This is a genomic window from Streptomyces similanensis (genome assembly GCF_039543625.1).
Classification (GTDB): Bacteria; Actinomycetota; Actinomycetes; order Streptomycetales; family Streptomycetaceae; genus Streptomyces; species Streptomyces similanensis.
On the sequence record NZ_BAABKC010000094.1, the window covers coordinates 24,091 to 42,735 of the forward strand.

Sequence of the window (18,645 nt, forward strand, 5' to 3'; positions counted from 1 at the left end):
CTTCGCGGCCGGGAGCGTCGTACGGCTCCGTCGTGAGCGTCGTACGGCTCAGTCGGGGGTGTTGACCATGGAGGCCGCCGCGTACGTCAGGTAGTTCCACAGCGTCTGCTCCTGCTCCGGCGGCAGGCCCAGCTCGTCGACGGCCGCGCGCATGTGCCGCAGCCATGCGTCGTGCGCGGCCCGGTCCACCGTGAACGGCATGTGCCGCATCCGCAGCCGCGGGTGGCCGCGCCGCTCGCCGTACGTCGTCGGGCCGCCCCAGTACTGGATCAGGAACAGCCGCAGCCGCTCCTCGGCCGGACCGAGGTCCTCCTCCGGGTACATGGCACGCAGCTCCGGATCACCGGCGACGCCCGCGTAGAAACGGTGCACGAGCCGGCGGAACGTCTCCTCCCCGCCGACCTGCTCGTAGAACGTCTGCTCCGGAAGCGTGCCGCGCCGCATCTCGGTCACGTCTGGTTGCCTCACAATGTCGTGCCGGGGACTGTGCCGTACCCGTCCATGGTCTCAGACGGCGGGCGGAGGACTTCGGTCCTACGACCGCCTCCGGCACGCGGCCCGGAGCCGCCGGTGCTCGCCTCGCGGCCGCCCGCGCCGCACAGTGGAGTCATGGGCGCGCATGCCGAGATCAGTGAAGACGGGGCCGACCGGGCCGACCGGGGCGACAAGGGCGACGGGGAGTCGGCGTACCTCGTCGGGCGGGCGCGGGCCGCGCTGGTGCGGGAGATCGACGCGAGCGGGGCGTGGGCGGCCGACCCCGGGTGGCGGGCGGTGTTCGCTGCGGTGCCGCGGCACCTGTTCGTGCCGTACTACTACGTCGCCGGCGCCGGGGGCTACGAACGGCGCTGGGGCGAGAGCCCGGATCCCGCGGCGCGCGAGCGCTGGCTGCGCGGCGCCTACGAGGACGTTCCGCTGGCCACCCGGATGCGCGACGGGGAACTGGTCTCCTCCAGCAGCCAGCCCTCGCTGATGGCCCGGATGCTGGCCGAGCTGCGGGTCGCGGACGGCGACCGGGTCCTGGAGATCGGCGCGGGCACTGGCTACAACGCCGCCCTGCTCGCCCGCCGGCTCGGCGACGACGCCCTCGTCACCAGCGTCGACCTGGAGCCGGAGATCACCGAGGCGGCGCGCCGCCACCTGGCGGCGGCCGGGTACCGCCCCGTCGTCGTCACCGGCGACGGCGCGCGGGGAGTCGCCGCACGCGCCCCCTACGACCGGATCATCGCCACCTGCGGGCTGCCCACCGTCCCGCGCGCCTGGCTCGCCCAGAGTGTCCCGGGCGGGCGCGTCCTCGCGCCGCTCGCCACCGGCCTGGTCGCCCTGACCGTACGGGACGCCGCCCACGCCGAGGGCCGGTTCCTGGACACCCCCGCCTACTTCGTGCCGCTGCGCGGCGGCGGTCCCGAGGCGCCGCTCCCGCGGCTGGACGGGCTGCCCGCGCGGGCCCGCGAGGACGAGCTGTTCCACTTCCTGCTGGCCCTGACCCGCGGCCGGACGGACCCGCGCGCGGCGTACGACCTGTGGCGGCGCGAGGGGCGCCCGGAGCGCGAGCGCTACGGCATCACCGTGCGCGGCGAGCACGCGTGGGCGTGGCTGGACGACCCGGCGGGGCCGCACACCTGGCCCCTGCCGGGCTGACCGGCGCACGCGCCGATCGGCCGTCGGCCGGAGCGACCGGCGGACCGGCCGGGGGCCGGCCGCCGGTGGTGGTGGTCAGCCGCGCCGGACGGTGATCGTCGTCCACGCGCCGACGTGCACCCGGTCGCCGTCCTGGAGCGGCACCGGCACGAAGGGCTGGATGGGCTCCTCGGAACCGTTGACCGTCGTGCCGTTGGTCGAGTTCTGGTCGACCACCGCCCAGGTGCCGTCCGGCTGCTGGACCAGCACCGCGTGCTGGTGCGAGACGCCCGGGTCCTCCGGCGGCACCGACAGGTCGATGTCGGGGGTGTCGCCGGTGGAGTGCCGGCGGCGGCCGATGGTGATCTGGTTGCCACTGAGCGTGCGCTGCTGCTCGGGCGAGTACGCGGGCAGGTTCAGCCCCGCGGCCTCGGGCCCCGAGCGGTGCATCATCGCCATGAAGTACTCGCGGTCGGGACCGATCGTCGCCGTCCACGTCGCCGGCTGCTGGGGCTGCTGCGGGAACGCCTGGCCAGGCGGGGCCTGGGTGCCGCCGGGCTGCGGGTAGCCGTAGCCGCCGCCCTGGTTGCCGGGACCGCCGGGACCACCGGGACCGCCGTGGCCCGTGGACGACGGCGGGGAGATCACCCAGTCGTCGTCACCGCCGCCGAAGGACGGACCGCCGTGCTGCGGCCGGTTCGTCTCCTGCGGGAACGGCGGCGCGGCCTGCGGACCGGGCTGGTGGAACGCCTGGGGCGCGCCCGGCCCACCGGGGCCGCCAGGACCGTTCTGGCCACCCTGACCGCCGGGACCGCCGGGACCGCCGGGTCCGTTCGGGCCGCCGAAGCCGCCCGGGCCGTTGGGGCCGCTCTGTCCGCCGGGTCCCCCCTGCCCACCGGGGCCGCCGAAGCCGCCGGGACCGTTCGGGCCACCAGGGCCGCCCTGCCCACCGGGTCCGCCGGGTCCGCCGGGACCACCGGGTCCGTTCGGGCCGCCGAAGCCGCCGGGGCCGTTCGGGCCGCCGTGCGGCGGCGGGGCCGGACGGGACGGGTCGCCGCCGAAGCCCGAGGGGCCGGGCGGCGGAGCACCGAACGGGCCGGGGCCGCCGGGGCGGCCCTGCGGGTCGGCGCCGAACGGCGGGATCGGCTCGGCGGGCCGGTTGACCTGGGACGGCCGGGAGCCCTGGTAGTCGAAGGAGTCACCGCCGCCGAAGGACGGGCCGGGCGCCTGCGGGAAGCGCGGGCCGGTGCCGCCCTGTCCGCCGGGACCGCCGGGACCCGCGCCCGGGCCACCCGGGCCGCCGGGACCCTGGGGGCGCGGCGCGGCCGGGGTGTAGGAGGTGGCCGTGTTGGTCAGGAAGTTCCAGCGGCACTCCTCGCAGAACGGCGCACCGCCCTCGCGGGGCGTACGGCACTGCGGGCACAGCTCGGGCTGGGCGCCGCCGGGCCCCGCGCCGGGGTGCTGACGGCCACCGGGCTGACCGGGACCGCCGAACCCGCCGGGGCCACCGGGCTGGCCGGGGCCGCCCGGGCCGGGTGCGGGCGGGAAGCCGTAGCCGCCCACGGGCGGCGGCGGGGGCGGGGGCGGTACGGCACCGGCCATGCGGTGACCGCAGACCTCGCACCAGTCGTCGGAACCCGACTGGTGTCCGTTCGGGCAGGTCGGCATGTCGGCGCTTCCCCCTCTCCTGTTCCGGCCGCATCGGCCGGATTTCTCCCACCCCGAGGGGCCGGGCTCGCTGTCCGACGCGGTTCTCCCGCGTCACTCGCTAGCTCACTTCTTTACACGAACAGTCTTTGTGGACCGGGTTTCGAGAGTCATCTCGTCGGCCTCCGCGACCTTCGCCTTCAGTCGCACAGTACCTGCCGCCGCGTCGACCACGTCCACCACCTTCGCAAGCAGTTTCGCAGTATCGGCGTTCCCCGAGGCGCCGGCGAGCTGCACCGCACGACCCAGTTTGGCCGTCGCTCCGTCGAGATCTCCCGCTTTGCGCAGTTCGATACCCTGTTGGATGACCTGTGCCAGTTCGGCCTGACCGGTGTAGTGGGCGACCTGCGGGCTGATCGCGGTGGAGGCGACCACGTCGTCGGTCCACACGGCCCGTACGAGGCCCTGCGCGCCGAGGTTCTGCGCGGGTTCGTCCGGTTGCGGGACCACCAGCGACACCCGGGCGGCCAGCATCTCGCGGCCCACGTGCGCGGCCGGGACCTCGACGCACAGGTGGTAGTCGCGGGACTCGTCGCCCCAGGAACCGGTGGGGTAGTCGCCGGCGCGCGGGCCCGCCTCGGTGCGGCGGTCGGTCAACTCCACGACCGTCGGGGCGACTTGCTTGACGAACTTGATGGCGGTGCCGACCGGCGTCCACACCCGCAGGGCGACGTCGGCGACCTCCTTGCCCATCGCCGTCTCCATCATGTGCGTGAAGTCGGCGGCCAGCGCGGCCGGATCGGCGACGATGTCCGCGGTGCCGAGCAGGGCCGAGGCGATGCCTGTGACTTCTTTCACTTCCCAGTCGGTGCCCACGCCCCGCGCGTCACAGGTGAAACGGCCGGCGCACTCCTCCAGCGTCCGCTTCAGGTCCTCGGGCGCCTCGTGCTCGTTGCGGCCGTCGGTGAGCAGGATGCCGTGCCGGATGGCGACGTCCGCCGACGACAGCAGCCGGTCGGCCAGCCGCAGCCAGGTGCCGATGGCCGTGCCGCCGCCCGCGCTCAGCCGGCGCAGCGCCTGCTTGGCCTGGTCGCGGGTGGCGGCGTCGGCGACCGCGAGCCGGCCGCCGCCCGGATAGACCTCCGTGGCCACGTGCGTGCCGCCGATCACCGCGAAGCGCGTTCCGTCGCGCAGGGTGTCGATCGCAGCGGCCGTCGCCTCCCGGGCGTTGCGCAGCTTGGCCGGCGGGTAGTCCATCGAGCCCGAGCAGTCGACCATGATCGCCACCGCGGCGGACGGCGCCTGCCCGGGCGCGTACCGGTGCGGCGCGCCGACGGCGGTGCCGAGGGTGCCGCCGCCGGTCGCCGTCACCGTGACGATCGCGTTGACCTCCCGGCCGCCCTCGGGCAGGTACTCGTTCTGGTATACGTCCACCGAGAACCGCGGCGCGCCGGACTTCGCGAAATTGGCCATGGCTTCCCAGATCCCCCTCCGGACACCCCGCGGCGAGCGGGGCTGACGACTGTGAACGGACCGGTCCCCACCGGCCGTCGGAGCTTCCCCGTGGTGCGGGCCCGCCGGACTCCGGTCCCCGTCCGGCGGCCTGCCCTCAGGCCGATCCTGCCCCCTGCGGCGGGAGCGGGAACGGCACGAGGGCCACTGTTACGTTGTCGTGGCCCCCGCCGTCCAGGGCGTGGCCGACCAGCACCCTGGCACTGTGCAGCGGACGCGCCGCCGCGTCCAGGGGCAGCACCTGGGCCATCTCCTCGGCCGACTCGGCGTAGTTCCACAGGCCGTCCGTGCAGACCACCACCACACCGGGCCGGTCCGGCTTGAACGAGGCGGTGTGCGGCTCCAGTTCGTAGGCGTCCGCGCCGAGCCAGCCGGTGATCGCGTGGGCGCGCTCGTCGGCGTACGCCTCCGCCTCGCTCATCAGGCCGGCGGCGACCATCTGCGCGGCCCAGGAGTCGTCCTCGGTGAGCCGGGCGGCCGGGGCGGCGCGGTCCACCGGGACCCAGTAGGCGCGGCTGTCGCCGACCCAGCCGACGACCAGCAGTTCGCCGGTGACCACCGCGCCGACCAGGGTGCAGGCGGGCGCGTTCTGGTGCGGGGCGTGCTCGCGGGCGCCGGCGCCCTCGTCGGCCAGCGCGTCGACGGACCGCGCGGCGGCGACGATCGCCTCGTGCATGGCCTGCTGCGGGTGGGCGCCCCGGGCCAGGGAGGTCAGCAGGGACTCGTTCGCGGTGCGGGACGCGGCCAGGGACGCCTCGTCGGGGCGGGTCGCGGAGGACACGCCGTCGCAGACGATCGCCACCGAGGCGGCCGTGCCGTCGGGCAGCGCGGTGCGGCCGAGGGCGAACGCGTCCTCGTTGCGGTGGTGGCGCAGACCCCGGTCGCTGACCGCGGCCACCGGGCCCGACTCCTGCTCCATGTGGTCGCGTTCGCGCGGCTGGGCGTGCCCGCAGTTCTCGCAGTAGCCGTCGCTGTCGACCCGGCCCGCGCGGCACGCCACGCACACCGCGGCGGCCGTCCCGGGCGCGGCCTCGGGGCCGGTTCCGGGGACGGCACCGTGGCCGGTTCCCGGTACGGCGTCAGGCGCGGCGGACTCGGTGCCGTGCCGGGGGTCGGGCGTCCGGTCCGGGTCGGGAGCCTGCAACGGGTACTCCTCGGGCTCGGCCGGCCGGTCGAAGCGCACCCCCGCGCTCGGCGGGGCGGGCTGCCTCCTGTCGTCGCCCGGCGCGCCGCCCTCGGCGGGCGCGGCCGGGCGCGGCACCGCGCCGCGGCCCATCGTCAGCGTCGGCGTGTCGGGCGACGGCGCGGCGGCCGTCGACAGGTCGTATCCGCAGGCGCCGCAGAACCGGTCGTCCGACTCCAGCGGCTCCGCGCAGCTCGGGCAGTTCGACAGGGCGGCCTGCTGGGGCATCTGCGACATCAACTACACCCACGTCCGGGGGCGGTAACGATTGGCACGTTCCACCAGGTCGATCCTTTCCTTGCCGCCGGGCGCCAGCCGGGCCAGCGTGCGGTACGAGCGCTCCAGGCCGAAGCGGAGGCCGCGCTCGTCCAGGTCGCTGCCGAGCAGCACCCGCCGGGAGGCCGCCTCGGCGGCTCCTCCCCCGGAGAGTATCCAGTCCAGCGCGCAGCCGAGGACCTCCGCCGACAACAGCTCGCGCCGCGCCGGGTCCAGACCGTACGCGCGCAGCGCCTCCACCTGCCCGGCGGCGGCCGTCAGATCCTCCGCGAACGGCGTGTCGGAGGCGAGCGCCGTACGGTGCCTGAGCCGTGCCCGTACGGCCGCCACGCGGGCCGCCGTGTAGTGGATGGACGCCTCCGGCACCGACTCCAGGGTCCGTACCGCGCCGCGCCGGTCCCCGCCGGCCAGCCGTACCCGGGCCAGGCCGAACGCCGCGCTGACGTAGCTCGGGTCGGTCTTCCACACCAGGCGGTAGTACTCGGCGGCGTTGTCGAGCTGCCCGAGGACCTCCGCGCACAGGCCGAGCGCCAGCTTGGGCGCGATCTCGCCGGGGAAGGCGTCGTAGAGCGCGTCGAAGGCGAGGGCCGCCTCCTCGTGGTCGCCGGTGACCAGGGAGACCACGCCCCGGTACCAGACGACCCGCCAGTCGTCGGGGTGCCGCTCCTCCAGCGCGCGCAGCACCTCGGAGGCCGTGCCCGGCTCGCCGGTCTCCAGCCGGGCGCGGATCTGGCGCAGCCGGGTCTCGGTGGACTGCGCGGGCGCGGCGGCCAGCGCGTTGATCAGCTCACCGGGCGCGGACGCCAGCAGGCCGGCCAGGAAACCGGCGTTGGGGTCGGTGGGGTCGACGTGCGGGACGGGCAGCGCGAGCGCCGCGACCGGCGCGACGACCGCCTTGACGAGCACGGTCGCCCCCGGGCCGCCGGTCGCCCCCGGGCCGCCGGGTGCGGCGGGGCGGCTCCACGCGCCGGGGCCGTCCGGCGCCCCCGGAGCCGCTTGACCGCCCGCAGCGCCCGCAGCGCCTGGGGTCGCGGGGCCGTCCGCGCCGCTCAGGGCGCCCTGACCCCCCGAACCGTCCGAACCACCCAGGGCGCCCGCCGCGCTTGGCGTGCCCGGCGCACCCGGGTTGCCGTGCGCGCGCCCGCCTCCCGGCGCCGTGGCGCCCGGCGCGACCGTCGCGGCGGACCGGGTCCTGGACCTGCCCGCTCGCGCCGCCCGCGCCCCCAGCCGGGACACGTCGCCCTCCAGCGGGGGGAACAACTCCGTGTCGGTGACGCGCAGTTCCGGGCCGAACAGGGTGGACAGGGCCGGACGGGCCTGGCCGGTCTGGAGGGAGACCACCTCCCGCAGCACGCCCGTCAGCTGCTCGGCCATCTCCTGCGCGGAGGCGAACCGCCGGGCCGGGTCCGGGTCGGTGGCCCGCACCAGCAGGCGGTAGAACGACTCGTAGCGGCGGAAGACCTCGATGGTGTCCGGGTCCGGCAGACAGTCGACGTAGACGTTGGTGTAGCCCTGGAAGTCGAAGGCGAGGACGGCGAGCGTGCGCCCCACCGTGTACAGGTCGCTGGCCACCGACGGGCCGACCTCGGCGACCTCCGGCGCCTGGTAGCCGACCGTGCCGTAGATCGCCGACTCGTCGTCGTCCATGCGGCGCACCGCGCCCATGTCGATCAGCTTGAGCTGGTCCTCGGTCTGGATCGCGTTGTCGACCTTGAAGTCGCAGTACAGCAGGTTGCGGCTGTGCAGATGGCCGAGCGCCTCCAGCGCCTCGATGCCGTACGCGCACGCCTGCTCCACCGGCAGCGGATCGCGCCGGCCGTCCTCCGTGCGGCGGGAGTTGGCGATCTCCTTGAGCGACTTGCCGCCGACGTACTCCATGACGATGTAGCCGTCGAGGGAGCCGGTGCGCTGGTCCAGGTGCTCCACGAAGTTGTAGATCCGCACGATGTTGGCGTGCTCGATCTCCGCCAGGAAACGCCGCTCGGAGATGGCCGCGGCCATCGCGTCCTGGTCGCCGGTGTCCAGCAGGCCCTTGAGCACCACCCACCGGTCGGAGACCGCCCGGTCCACGGCCAGGTAGATCCAGCCGAGGCCGCCGTGCGCGAGGCAGCCCACCACCTCGTACTGCCCGTGCACGATGTCGCCGGCGCGCAGCTTGGGCACGAACGAGTACGGGTGGCCGCACTTGGTGCAGAAGCCCTCCGTGCGTCCCGGCCGCTCGCCGCGCGCCCGGCCGACCGGCGCCCCGCAGTCCGAGCGGGAGCAGAACCGCTTGCGCTCGGGCACCTCCGGGTCGGCCAGCACCATCGAGTGCGGGTCGGGGCGCGGCACCTGCGGCACCGACACCAGTCCCGCGCCCAGCCGGCCGCGCGCCGTGGAGCCCGCCGTGGAGCCGGAGCCGCGCACCGACACCGAACGGCTGGTGGAGCGGCCCGACAGCGAGCGCGAGAGCCGCCCCGACACCGAGCGGCGCGACCGCGACGACTGCGACGAGGTGCGCGAACTGCCGGTGCGCGCGCTGGAGCTGCCCGCCGAGCCGGCCCCCTCGCCGCCGCCGGTGACGCCGGTGGGCGGCGAGGAGACCATGCCGTCCCCGCTGTCCCGGCCGCGCTCGGACCGGACCGCCGCCGACCCCGACACCACCGGCGCCAGACCGCAGGTGTCGCAGTACAGCTCGCCGCCGCCGACGTCCTCGTACGCGCCCTCGCAGTCCGGCCGCTGGCACGTCTGCCCCGCCTGACTCATGACTCACCCCCGCCGTCGCCGTCCTGGGGGCCGCCCTGACGCGGCACCCGTGCGGCGCCGAGCAGTTCGGCCGCCGCCTGCTGGTAGCGCAGCACCGTCTGCTCGGCCACCCGCAGATCGCAGGGCGCGCTCCACAGCATGCGCCGTGCCGCGTCGTACCGCTCGACCAGCAGCGGGTCCTCCGCCAGGCCGTGCCGGGCCACCTTCGCCTTGTACGCGTCCAGCCGGCCGCGCAGCTCGGCGCGGACCGCGAGCGGTGCGGTGACCGCCGTCAACGACTCGCGGGCGCGCAGCAGTTCGTCCTCCGCCTTCTGCTCGAGCGACTCCAGCAGCGGCGAGAGGCGGTGCCACTGGGCCTGCCTGCGGTACTCGGCGGCCGCCGCCAGCTGCTCCTGGAGCGCGGTCGGCGGGCCGCTGACCACCGGCACCTCGGTGGCGGCGATCTTCGCCAGCACCTCGCCGCGCGCGGTGCGCGCCTCGGCGAGCGTGCGGTCGGCGCGGGAGAGCAGGTCGCGCAGCTTGATCAGCCGCTGCTCGGCGTCCTGGCGCACCCCGAGCACCGCGTCGATCTCCCGGCGCACCTCGTCGAGGGCCCGCGCCTCACGGTCGTAGACGGTGGTGTCGGGGCGGCCGCCGCCGGGCGCCGAACTGCCCTGCGCCGGGACCCAGAAGGCGAGCGGGTCGGAGACCACCTGCTCGCGCAGCCGGGTCAGGGTGCGCGTGATGCGCTCCAGGTCGTCGCCGGCCGGGTGCTCGCCGGGGCGGACGCCGACCGAGTGCGCGAGCCGCCGGGTGCGCTGGAGCTCCGCGGCGAGCAGGTCGATCCGGGCGGGCAGCGCCGACCACACGGCGTCGGCGGCGACCACCATGTCCAGACCGGACGCGTACAGCTCGTTCATCCGGTCCACCAGGGCGGCCAGCGTGAAGGTGCGGCTCAGCCGGGCGCCGCCCGGCTCGGCGGGCGCGGCCGAGCCGGCCACCGTCACCGATTCGCCGCGCAGCAGCCCGGTCAGCTCCACCAGGTCCTCGCGGCTCGACCAGCGGCGGCGGGCACGGATCTCACGGGCGGTGCGCAGTGCCGCGGTGTACGCGTCGAAGTACGTCCACAGCAGCGTTATCGACGCCTCCGTGGCCGCCCAGCGCTCCCGGGTGACGCCGGTCAGCCCGGCGCCCTCCAGCAGTCTGCGGCCCGCGTGGTCCTGCAGGGCCAGGAGCGAGGTCTCGATCGCCTCGTGCTCCGCGCCGAGCCGCGCCAGCGCACGGTCCACCTCGTCGCGGTCGAGCACCGGCCCGGCGGGGTCCGTGCCGCCCATCGATCACCTCTCGCTGCTCTTCGTGTTCCGTGTGTGGGGCGCCGGCCGGGTCACCGGTAGACGGGGACCGGCGGGGTCGCCGAGCCGGAGTCCGCGCCCAGCGTCGGGGACAGCCACTTGTCGTACGACGCCTTCCAGCCCCCGTCCTTGCGGTACTGGTCCAGTATTCGGTTGACCTGACGCACCAGGTCGTCGGCGCCCAGCTTCATCGCCACGCCGTAGTACTCCTTGGTGAAAGTGCCGCCCTTGAGCCGCACCGCCGGGTCCTGCGCGGCCTGGCTGGCGGCGAGCGCGCCGTCGGTCACCACCGCGTCCACCTCGCCCAGTTGCAGCCGCACCAGGCAGTCCAGCTGGTTGGGGACGGTGGTGGAGATGTCGGTGGTGGCGGGCAGCGTGCCGCTCCTGCGGTCGGCGGACAGGTGGTCGTAGGCGGTGGAGCCGGTCGCCGAGCAGACCCGCTTGCCCGCCAGCGACGTGTCGTAGCCGGTGATCGCCGAGGTGCGCGGGGCGAGGACCTGCTGGCCGGTCAGGAAGTAGGGCGCGGAGAACGCCACCTGCTTCAGCCGGTCGCAGGTGATGGTCATGGTGCGCACCACCATGTCGACCCGGCCGCTGCGGATCGCCGGGACGCGCTCGTTGGTGGGGATGGCCCGGAACTGCACCTTGTCGCCGTCGCCGAGGATCTCCTTCGCGATGCGGTGCGCGAGGTCGATGTCGAAGCCCTCCAGCGCGCCGGAGGAGTTGTTCGGGTTGCGGTAGCCCCAGCGGTAGCTGTTCTGGTCGACGCCGACCGAGAGGTAGCCGCGCTTCCTGATGGCGTCCACGGTGGGACCGCCGGCGGCGGACGGGGCCGGGCTGCGGTTCTGGGCGTCGGCGTCCGTGCAGTCGCCCGCCCTGGCCTGGAGGCCCTGTGCCGCCCGGGAGCCGCCCACGGCGGGCGCCGTGCCGTGCGACTGGGTGCGCGGCAGCAGCAGGACGAACGCCAGCGCCAGGGCGCAGACGGTCGCCATCGCTCCCACGCCGCCCCAGCCCCGCAGACCGGCCCGCAGTCGTCGTACGCGCATCCGCACGCCTCCTTCCACCCTCGCTCCGCCCCCGCTCACCGGTACTCCGACAGCCGGCGTCCGATGCCGAACAGGGCGCCGGCCGCGCCGAGCACCGCCAGGGCGGCGGAGCCGGCCGGCAGGCCGGTCATGGCGCCGCGCCCGTCCCGGGCGGCCTGCCGGAACTCGCCGGTCTCGTGGGTGAGCGCCTTGGCCAGCGAGGCGTCGACGTTGTCGAAGCACTCGCCGGTGGCCCGGTCCTTGTCGGCCGTGCCGATGACCCGGTCGCGGGCCTTCTGGTAGTCGCCGGAGTCGTTGGCCTGCCGGGCCTCGGTGTGCCGGGCGACCCAGACCTTCATCGACGCGCTCGCCGCCCGCACCGGATCACGCCCCGCCGCGTCGTCGGCGAGGTCGCCGGCCTGGTCGAGGGTCTTGCCCAGGGCGCCGATCTCCTGGTCGTAGGCCCAGTCGTAGGCGTCCATGACGGTGCCGTCCGGCAGCGTCCTGGTCTCCGCGCCCCGGCTGACCAGGGTGAGGTTCTCGTCGCTGCGGGCCTTCAGGGAGGCGATCCGGGCGTCGTGCAGCACGTTCAGGGAGCGCACGCCGTGCTCGTAGGAGCCGTCCAGGCCCGCGCGGGCCACGCTGTGGCCGACCACCAGCCACAGCAGGACGACCGCGCAGGCGGCGGTGGCGGCGGCCAGGCCGTGGTTGAGCACCCGGTTGGTGCGCCGGTAGTCGCGGCGCTGCGCCCAGGCGAGGGCGGCCAGGGCGAGGACGCCGAGGGCGATCGCCGCCCACGGGTAGGGGGTCGCGTCCGCGTAGTCGGCGCGCAGCCGCTGGTTCTCCTTCTGGTACAGGTCCTCGGCGGCCGGCAGCATCTGGTCCTGCATGGTGGTGTTGGCGGCCCGCAGGTAGGCGCCGCCGACGGGGAAGCCCTGGCGGTTGTTGGCGCGGGCGGTCTCCACCAGGCCCTTGTAGCGCGGCAGCAGCTCGTTGAGCTTGCTGATGGTGGCCGCGGAGGGGGAGTCGGGGGCGGAGTTGGCGGCGGCGGTGACGAGTTTGGCGGCGGCGGTGCGCACGTCCGTCTCGTAGCGCTCGCGGGTGGCGCCGGTCTCCTGGAGTCCGGCCAGATAGCCGCCGGCGGCCATCGTGTTGGCGTCGGCCAGGGAGCGGTAGATGTCGGCGGCGTCCGAGCTGAGCGGCTGGCTGCGGTGCAGGACGTCGTCGGCGGCGCCGGCCCGGTCCGTGGTCTGCCAGGCGGTGACCGCGCCGAACGCGATGACCAGCAGGGCGAGTACGGCGCCGATGGCGCGCAGCCGGCCCGGTTCGGTGACGGCGGCGGCGCGCAGCCGGTCCACGCCCTCGGCGAAGGCGGTGCGGCGCGCGGGCGCCGGGAGGGGGGCGGGAGCGGCCGGGTGCGGCGGGCCGGCCGGCGGGCCCGGCTGCGCCGGCACGGCCGGGATCACGGGCAGGGGGCGGCTCGGTGGCGCCGCGCTGCCGTTCGGCGAGTGTGTCACTGCTGACCTCCCCCGTGGTCATCGGTCGCCGCAAGTATCCCTGCCGGCACCGGCGTCCGCACCGGCTTCACTCGATCTTGGTCCGATCACCGCGCGGCCGCCGGGCGGCGACCGGTGCGGCGCGTGTGGTGTCGTGTGCCGCACGATCCCCCGCTCATGTATACGCCGGGGGGAACGGTTCGGTTCCACCGCGTCCGGTTCGTCCGCGCGAAAGGGGCGTCAAGTCCGCGCGAAAGGGGCGTCAAGGGGGGTGCGTGCGGCGGGCGGACCGGGGCTCGCCCCGCAGCGCTCATCCCTCACCCCGCACCCTTCAGCCCGCCCCCTCGTAGTGCGCCCGCACCCGGTCCTGGGCCCGTGGTGTGGCGCCCACGTGGTCGAGGCCGAGCAGGGCCGCGCCGAGCACCGGCGGTGCGGCCACCACCCGGGGCGCCGCGTTCGGCGCGCGCTCGGCCAGCAGCCGGCGCACGCCGTCGTCCAACTGGGGGTGGCGGGCGGCCAGGACGCTGCCGCCGAGCAGCACCGGCGTCTTGTCGGCCAGCAGTTCGAGCCGGGTCAGCGCGACCGTCGCCATGGCCACCACCTCCTCGGCGAGCCGGTCCACGATCGCGCGGGCGACCGGGTCGCCGTCGGCCGCGGTGCGGAACAGCACGGGCGTCAGCTCGTGCCGGCGGCGCAGCCCGACGTGGTCCAGGTGCAGCGCCTCGATCAGCGCGTACATGGAGCCGAGGCCGAAGTGGCCGGGTAGGGCGCGGGCCAGTTCCGTCGGCGCGCCGCGGCCGTCCTCGGCGCGGGCGGCGTACCACAGGGCCTCCTCCGCGAGCGCCCAGCCGCCGCCCCAGTCGCCGGAGATCCGGCCGATCGCCGGGAACCGGGCGGTGCGGCCGTCCGGGCGCATGCCGACGCAGTTGATGCCGGCCCCGCACACCACCGCCACCCCGCGCGGCTCGGCCACCCCGGCCCGCAGGATCGCGAACGTGTCGTTGCGGACCGTCACGTGCGCGCCCCACGCGCGCGCGTGCAGGGCGGCGGCCAGCCGCTCCTCCTCCACCGGCAGGTCGGCGTTGGCCAGACACGCCGACACATGCGCGACGGAGGTGATCCCGGCCGCCGCGTACGCCCGGTCGACCGAGGCCGCCAGCGCGTCCACCGCCGTCTCGACGCCCACGATCGGCGGCCGGAAGCCGCCGCCGCGGGCCGTGGCGAGGACGGAGCCGTCGGCCGCGAGGACCGCCACGTCGGTCTTGCTGTTGCCCGCGTCGATGGCGAGGACGCTTGCGGTCAGGCCCACGCGAGGTGCTCCCGGTTGTGTGCGATCAGCTGGTCGGTGAGGGTCTCGGCGTAGGCGTACTGGCCGATCAGGGGGTGCGCGAGCAGCGCCCGGAAGACCCGCTCCCGGCCGCCGCGCAGCGCCGCGTCCAGGGCCAGTTCCTCGTACGCCGTCACGTTCGCCACCAGTCCCGCGTACAGCGGGTCCAGCGGGGCGGCGGGCAGCGGGACGGCGCCGTTCGCGTCCACCGCCGCCTGCACCTCGATCACCGCGTCGTCCGGCAGGAAGGGCAGCGTGCCCCGGTTGAGCGTGTTGACCACCTGGTACGGGCTGCCGCCGCCGCCCAGCAGCGCCGCCGCGAGGTCCACGGCCGCCTCCGAGTAGTAGGCGCCGCCGCGCTGGGCGAGCAGGGCCGGCTTCTCGGCCAGCTCCGGGTCGCCGTACATCGTCAGCAGTTCGCGTTCCATGGCGGCGACCTGGGCGGCCCGCGACGGGCCCTCGCGCAGCTCGCTCACGACCTGGTCGTGGGCGTAGTAGTAGCGCAGGTAGTAGGAGGGGACGACGCCGAGGCGGTCCAGCAGCGGGCGGGGCAGGCGCAGGTCCTCGGCGATCGCTCCGCCGTGCTCGGCGAGCAGCCCCGGCAGCACGTCCTCGCCCCCGGGGCCGCCCAGGCGCACCCCGGTCTCCCAGGTGAGGTGGTTGAGGCCCACGTGGTCGAGGTGGACCTCGTGCGGGGCCACGTCCAGCAGCGCGGCGAACTTGCGCTGGAGGCCGATCGCCACGTTGCACAGGCCCACCGCGCGGTGCCCGGCGTGGAGCAGGGCGCGGGTGACGATGCCGACCGGGTTGGTGAAGTCGATGATCCAGGCGTCCGGGTTGGCGCGGCGCACCCGTTCGGCGATGTCCAGGACGACGGGCACGGTGCGCAGCGCCTTGGCGAGGCCGCCGGCGCCGGTGGTCTCCTGGCCGACGCAGCCGCACTCCAGCGGCCAGGTCTCGTCCTGCTGCCGGGCCGCCTGGCCGCCCACGCGCAGCTGGAGCAGCACCGCGTCGGCGCCGGCCACGCCCGCGTCCAGGTCGGCGGTGGTGGTGATCGTGCCGGGGTGGCCCTGCCGGGCGAAGATCCGCCGGGCCAGGCCGCCCACCAGCTCCAGCCGGTCGGCGGCCGGGTCGACCAGGACGAGTTCTTCGACGGGCAGGGTGTCCCTGAGGCGGGCGAAGCCGTCGATGAGTTCGGGGGTGTAGGTCGAACCGCCGCCGACCACGGTGAGTTTCATGCTTAACCCTTTACTCCGGTGAGCGTGACGCCCTCGACGAACGCCTTCTGGGCGAAGAAGAACACGAGGATCACGGGGGCCATGACCAGCACGGTGGCGGCCATGGTGAGGTTCCAGTCGGTGTGGTGGGCGCCCTTGAAGGACTCCAGGCCGTAGGAGAGGGTCCAGGCGCCGGGGTTCTCCGAGGCGTAGATCTGCGGGCCGAAGTAGTCGTTCCAGGCGGCGAAGAACTGGAACAGGGCGATGGCCGCGATGCCCGGCTTGGCCATCGGCAGCACGACCCGCACCAGGGTGCGCAGTTCGCCGCAGCCGTCCACGCGGGCCGCGTCCAGGTACTCGTTCGGGATCGTGGTCAGGAACTGCCGCAGCAGGAAGATGGAGAACGCGTCGCCGAACGCCATCGGGACGATCAGCGGCCACAGCGTGCCGGACAGGTCGAGCTGCTTGGCCCAGAACAGGTACATCGGGATGACGACCACCTGCGGCGGCAGCATCATCATCGAGATCACCAGCATCAGCGACAGGTTTCTGCCCCGGAAGCGGAACTTGGCCAGCGCGTACGCCACCGGCACCGAGGAGAGAACGGTGAGCACGGTGCCGACGCCGGCGTAGAGGAGGGTGTTGCGCCACCAGGTGAGGAAGCCCGGGGTGTCGAACACCTTGCGGTAGTTGTCCCACTGCCAGGTGTGCGGGATCAGGTCGCGGCTGAGCGCCTGGCTGTCGCTCATCAGCGAGGTCAGCAGCACGAACACGAACGGCAGCACGAAGAAGAGGGCGGCGGCCACGCCGAGCGCGTGCACCGCGACCCACTCCAGGGCGGCCTTGCGGCGGGCGGTGCGGGCGGCGGGCGTCGCGGGGGAGCCGAGGGAGGCCGGCGGCCGGAGCACTTGGGTCATCGTCAGTCACCTGCCTGGATGAGACCGCCCCGGCGCCGCATCAGGAACGCGGTGAACGCCATCGACAGGGCGAACAGGACCAGCGCGACCACACAGGCCGAGCCGTAGTCGAAGCGCTGGAAGCCGAGGTTGTAGACGAGCTGGGGGAGGGTGAGGGTGGACTTGTCGGGGTAGCCCGGCTCGAACTGGGCGCCGGCGCCCTGGATGACGCCGGAGGCGACCTTCCCGGCGACCAGCGGCTGGGTGTAGCACTGCATGGCCTGGATGACGCCGGTGACCACCGCGAACATCACGATCGGTGAGATGTTCGGCAGCGTGACGTACCGGAAGCGCTGCCATCGCGAGGCGCCGTCGAGTTCGGCGGCCTCGTACTGCTCGGCGGGCACGTCCAGCAGCGCGGCCATGAAGATGACCATCAGGTCGCCGACGCCCCACAGCAGGAGCAGGGTCAGGGCCGGCTTGGACCAGGCGGGGTCGGTGAACCAGCCGGGCGCGGGCAGGCCGGCCTTGTCCAGCAGCGAGTTCACCGGTCCGGTGCCCGGGTTGAGCAGGAAGGCGAAGGCCATGGTGGCCGCGACCGGCGGGGCGAGGTAGGGCAGGTAGAACAGGGTGCGGAAGAGGCCCGTACCGGTCTTGATCTTCGTGATCAGCAGGCCCACGCCCAGCCCGAACGCCACTCTCAGGGTGACCGTGACCAGCACCAGCCACAGCGTGTTGCGCAGCGCCGGCCAGAACAGCGGGTAGTGCTCGAACACGTACCGCCAGTTCTTCGCGCCGCTCCACGTCGGCGGGTTGAAGCCGTCGTAGTGCAGGAACGAGAAGTAGACGGTGGAGATCAGCGGGTACGCGAAGAAGACCGCGAAGCCGATCAGCCAGGGCGACATGAAGGCGAGGGTCCGCAGGGCCGCGCGGCGGCGTTTGGACGCCAGGGTGACGGTGGTCATCGTGCGCTACTCCGCCTGCGCGATGTCCGTGTCGATCTGCGCGGCCGTCTTCTCCAGGCCGGCCTTCAGGTCCTTCTCCTTGCCGCTCTCGTAGTCGTAGCCGAACTGCTGGAGCGTCACCAGGTACTGGCCGCCGTTGACGGAGGCGGGCGTGGTGGTCGAGTGCGGGTTCGCCGCGATGTCGAGGAACGTCTTGAACCGCGGGTCGTACTTCAGCTTCGGCGACTTCAGCGCGGCCAGCGTGGAGGGCACGTTGTGGATGTCGTTGGCGAAGCCGACCACCGCGTCGGTGTCCGTGGTGATGTACTTGACGAACTCCCAGGCCGCGTTCTGCTTGCGGCTGGTGGCGGCGATGCCGGTGATGGTGCCGGTGAGGTAGCCCTTGCCGTACTGGTCGGCCTGGTCGTCCGGGACGGGCAGCGGGGCGACGCCGATCTCGAAGCCGGGCTTGGCCTCCTCGGCCATCCCGAGCCGCCACTCGCCGTCGAGCTGCATGGCCACCTGGCCGGTGTGGAAGGGGTGCTTGGCGCCCCACTCGTCACCGAGCGTGGCCCGGAACCGCTCCAGCTTCTTGAAGCCGCCGAGGTCGTCGACCAGCTTCTTCTGGAGGGTGAACGCCTTCTGGAACGCGGGGTCCTTCGCGACGTTCGACTTCCCGTCCGCGGCGAAGTACGCCGGGGAGAACTGTGCGAGGTAGTGCTCGGTGGAGGTCTCCCAGCCGTGGTAGTCCGGCATGAACCCGAGCCGCTTGAAGCCGTCCCCGTCCGGGACCGTCAGCTTCTTGGCGTCGGCCTCCAGCTCGGACCAGGTCTTCGGGGGCTGCTCGATGCCCGCCTTCCGAAACGCCGTCTTGTCGTAGTACAGCCCGTACGCGTCGCCCAGCAGCGGCGCGGCGCAGCGCTTGCCGTCGAACTGGGTGTACTCGTTCATCGCCTTGGGGAACGTCCGGCCCGGGTCGACGCCCGCCTTCCTGAAGAAGGGGTTGAGGTCGACCAGCGCGCCCGAGGAGCAGAACTTGCCCACGTTGTTGGTGGTGAAGGAGGAGACCACGTCCGGGGCCCGGTCGCCGCCGGCGCGCAGCGCCTGGTTCATCTTGTCGTCGGTCATGTCGCCGACGGCGTTGACGTGGATGTTGGGGTGCGCCTTCTCGAAGCCGGCGATCAGCGCCTTGACGGCCGCGACCTCGTTCGGCGCGCTCCAGGCGTGCCAGAAGTTGATCGTCGTCTCCTTGGAGGCGTCGTCCTTGGCGCCGGCGTCCGGCTGGCCGGTACAGGCGGCGGCGAGCAGCGCCATGGCGGCGCAGCCGGCGGCGAGGGCCGCTCTGCGCGGCGTCCGGGTCACTTCGGGCATGGCTGGATCTCCCTGGGGCGGGCGGGCTGGACGGGCGGGGGCTCGGGCGGGCTGGGCG

The 18,645-nt window shown here is 74.5% G+C and carries 15 protein-coding genes; 2 read left to right on the forward strand and 13 right to left on the reverse strand.

Annotated elements, in window-relative coordinates; all coding sequences use genetic code 11:
- Positions 1–48 precede the first annotated feature (48 nt).
- Positions 49–453 (reverse strand): globin, encoded by a 405-nt coding sequence (locus ABEB07_RS28650; RefSeq protein ID WP_345670999.1) that lies wholly within the window; start codon positions 451–453, stop codon positions 49–51.
- Between the two features lie 156 nt (positions 454–609).
- On the opposite strand from ABEB07_RS28650, the gene ABEB07_RS28655 reads away from it, so the two are divergent.
- Positions 610–1,638 carry a methyltransferase domain-containing protein gene (locus tag ABEB07_RS28655; protein ID WP_345671000.1) on the forward strand — a complete coding sequence of 343 codons (1,029 nt, stop codon included), beginning with the start codon at positions 610–612 and terminating at the stop codon, positions 1,636–1,638.
- A gap of 75 nt (positions 1,639–1,713) precedes the next feature.
- Here ABEB07_RS28655 and ABEB07_RS28660 read toward each other — a convergent pair whose 3' ends face one another.
- From ABEB07_RS28660 to ABEB07_RS28675, 4 genes are all read right to left on the reverse strand, one after another.
- A complete protein-coding gene (locus tag ABEB07_RS28660) occupies positions 1,714–3,285 on the reverse strand; it encodes an FHA domain-containing protein (protein WP_345671001.1) in 1,572 nt (523 codons plus the stop codon).
- A 105-nt stretch (positions 3,286–3,390) separates the two neighbouring features.
- Positions 3,391–4,737 (reverse strand): vWA domain-containing protein, encoded by a 1,347-nt coding sequence (locus ABEB07_RS28665; protein ID WP_176148996.1) that lies wholly within the window; start codon positions 4,735–4,737, stop codon positions 3,391–3,393.
- A gap of 136 nt (positions 4,738–4,873) precedes the next feature.
- Complete coding sequence (locus ABEB07_RS28670) at positions 4,874–6,196, reverse strand: PP2C family serine/threonine-protein phosphatase (protein WP_345671003.1); 1,323 nt, start codon at positions 6,194–6,196, stop codon at positions 4,874–4,876.
- Between the two features lie 3 nt (positions 6,197–6,199).
- Positions 6,200–8,647 carry a serine/threonine-protein kinase gene (locus tag ABEB07_RS28675; protein ID WP_425589088.1) on the reverse strand — a complete coding sequence of 816 codons (2,448 nt, stop codon included), beginning with the start codon at positions 8,645–8,647 and terminating at the stop codon, positions 6,200–6,202.
- On the opposite strand from ABEB07_RS28675, the gene ABEB07_RS39295 reads away from it, so the two are divergent.
- Entirely contained in the window at positions 8,622–8,975 is a 354-nt protein-coding gene (locus ABEB07_RS39295; protein ID WP_425589089.1) for a hypothetical protein, read from the forward strand. The two genes, ABEB07_RS28675 and ABEB07_RS39295, sit on opposite strands and share 26 nt — an antisense overlap.
- A gap of 1 nt (position 8,976) precedes the next feature.
- Here the strand turns inward: ABEB07_RS39295 and ABEB07_RS28680 are convergent, their stop codons facing one another.
- The 8 genes from ABEB07_RS28680 to ABEB07_RS28715 all read right to left on the reverse strand — a co-directional run bounded on the left by ABEB07_RS28680 (position 8,977) and on the right by ABEB07_RS28715 (position 18,587).
- Positions 8,977–10,293 (reverse strand): hypothetical protein, encoded by a 1,317-nt coding sequence (locus ABEB07_RS28680; protein WP_345671005.1) that lies wholly within the window; start codon positions 10,291–10,293, stop codon positions 8,977–8,979.
- A gap of 50 nt (positions 10,294–10,343) precedes the next feature.
- A complete protein-coding gene (locus tag ABEB07_RS28685) occupies positions 10,344–11,357 on the reverse strand; it encodes a glutamate ABC transporter substrate-binding protein (RefSeq protein ID WP_345671006.1) in 1,014 nt (337 codons plus the stop codon).
- Positions 11,358–11,392: 35 nt separating this feature from the next.
- The gene (locus ABEB07_RS28690) at positions 11,393–12,853 is read right to left on the reverse strand and encodes a hypothetical protein (protein ID WP_345671007.1); all 1,461 of its coding nucleotides are present in this window, start codon (positions 12,851–12,853) and stop codon (positions 11,393–11,395) included.
- A gap of 310 nt (positions 12,854–13,163) precedes the next feature.
- On the reverse strand, positions 13,164–14,141 hold the full coding sequence (locus tag ABEB07_RS28695; protein ID WP_345671008.1) for an N-acetylglucosamine kinase: 978 nt from the start codon (positions 14,139–14,141) through the stop codon (positions 13,164–13,166).
- The gene (locus ABEB07_RS28700) at positions 14,132–15,397 is read right to left on the reverse strand and encodes a 6-phospho-beta-glucosidase (protein ID WP_345671009.1); all 1,266 of its coding nucleotides are present in this window, start codon (positions 15,395–15,397) and stop codon (positions 14,132–14,134) included. Before ABEB07_RS28700 ends, ABEB07_RS28695 begins: the two co-directional genes overlap by 10 nt.
- A 2-nt stretch (positions 15,398–15,399) precedes the next feature.
- Positions 15,400–16,293, reverse strand: coding sequence for a carbohydrate ABC transporter permease (locus tag ABEB07_RS28705; RefSeq protein WP_345671010.1), 894 nt, complete (start codon positions 16,291–16,293; stop codon positions 15,400–15,402).
- Positions 16,294–16,295: 2 nt separating this feature from the next.
- Entirely contained in the window at positions 16,296–17,237 is a 942-nt protein-coding gene (locus tag ABEB07_RS28710) for a carbohydrate ABC transporter permease (RefSeq protein WP_345671011.1), read from the reverse strand.
- A 6-nt stretch (positions 17,238–17,243) separates the two neighbouring features.
- Positions 17,244–18,587, reverse strand: coding sequence for an ABC transporter substrate-binding protein (locus ABEB07_RS28715; protein ID WP_345671012.1), 1,344 nt, complete (start codon positions 18,585–18,587; stop codon positions 17,244–17,246).
- Positions 18,588–18,645: the final 58 nt, after the last annotated feature.

What these genes read in the sequence shown, in the direction of transcription:
- ABEB07_RS28680 (WP_345671005.1), bottom strand. Translation starts at nt 10,293, where the DNA reads ATGGGCGGCACGGACCCCGCCGGGCCGGTGCTCGACCGCGACGAGGTG.
- ABEB07_RS28710 (WP_345671011.1), bottom strand. Translation starts at nt 17,237, where the DNA reads ATGACCACCGTCACCCTGGCGTCCAAACGCCGCCGCGCGGCCCTGCGG.
- ABEB07_RS28700 (WP_345671009.1), bottom strand. Translation starts at nt 15,397, where the DNA reads ATGAAACTCACCGTGGTCGGCGGCGGTTCGACCTACACCCCCGAACTC.
- ABEB07_RS28660 (WP_345671001.1), bottom strand. Translation starts at nt 3,285, where the DNA reads ATGCCGACCTGCCCGAACGGACACCAGTCGGGTTCCGACGACTGGTGC.
- ABEB07_RS28685 (WP_345671006.1), bottom strand. Translation starts at nt 11,357, where the DNA reads ATGCGCGTACGACGACTGCGGGCCGGTCTGCGGGGCTGGGGCGGCGTG.
- ABEB07_RS28670 (WP_345671003.1), bottom strand. Translation starts at nt 6,196, where the DNA reads ATGTCGCAGATGCCCCAGCAGGCCGCCCTGTCGAACTGCCCGAGCTGC.
- ABEB07_RS28705 (WP_345671010.1), bottom strand. Translation starts at nt 16,293, where the DNA reads ATGACCCAAGTGCTCCGGCCGCCGGCCTCCCTCGGCTCCCCCGCGACG.
- ABEB07_RS28655 (WP_345671000.1), top strand. Translation starts at nt 610, where the DNA reads ATGGGCGCGCATGCCGAGATCAGTGAAGACGGGGCCGACCGGGCCGAC.
- ABEB07_RS28665 (WP_176148996.1), bottom strand. Translation starts at nt 4,737, where the DNA reads ATGGCCAATTTCGCGAAGTCCGGCGCGCCGCGGTTCTCGGTGGACGTA.
- ABEB07_RS28715 (WP_345671012.1), bottom strand. Translation starts at nt 18,587, where the DNA reads ATGCCCGAAGTGACCCGGACGCCGCGCAGAGCGGCCCTCGCCGCCGGC.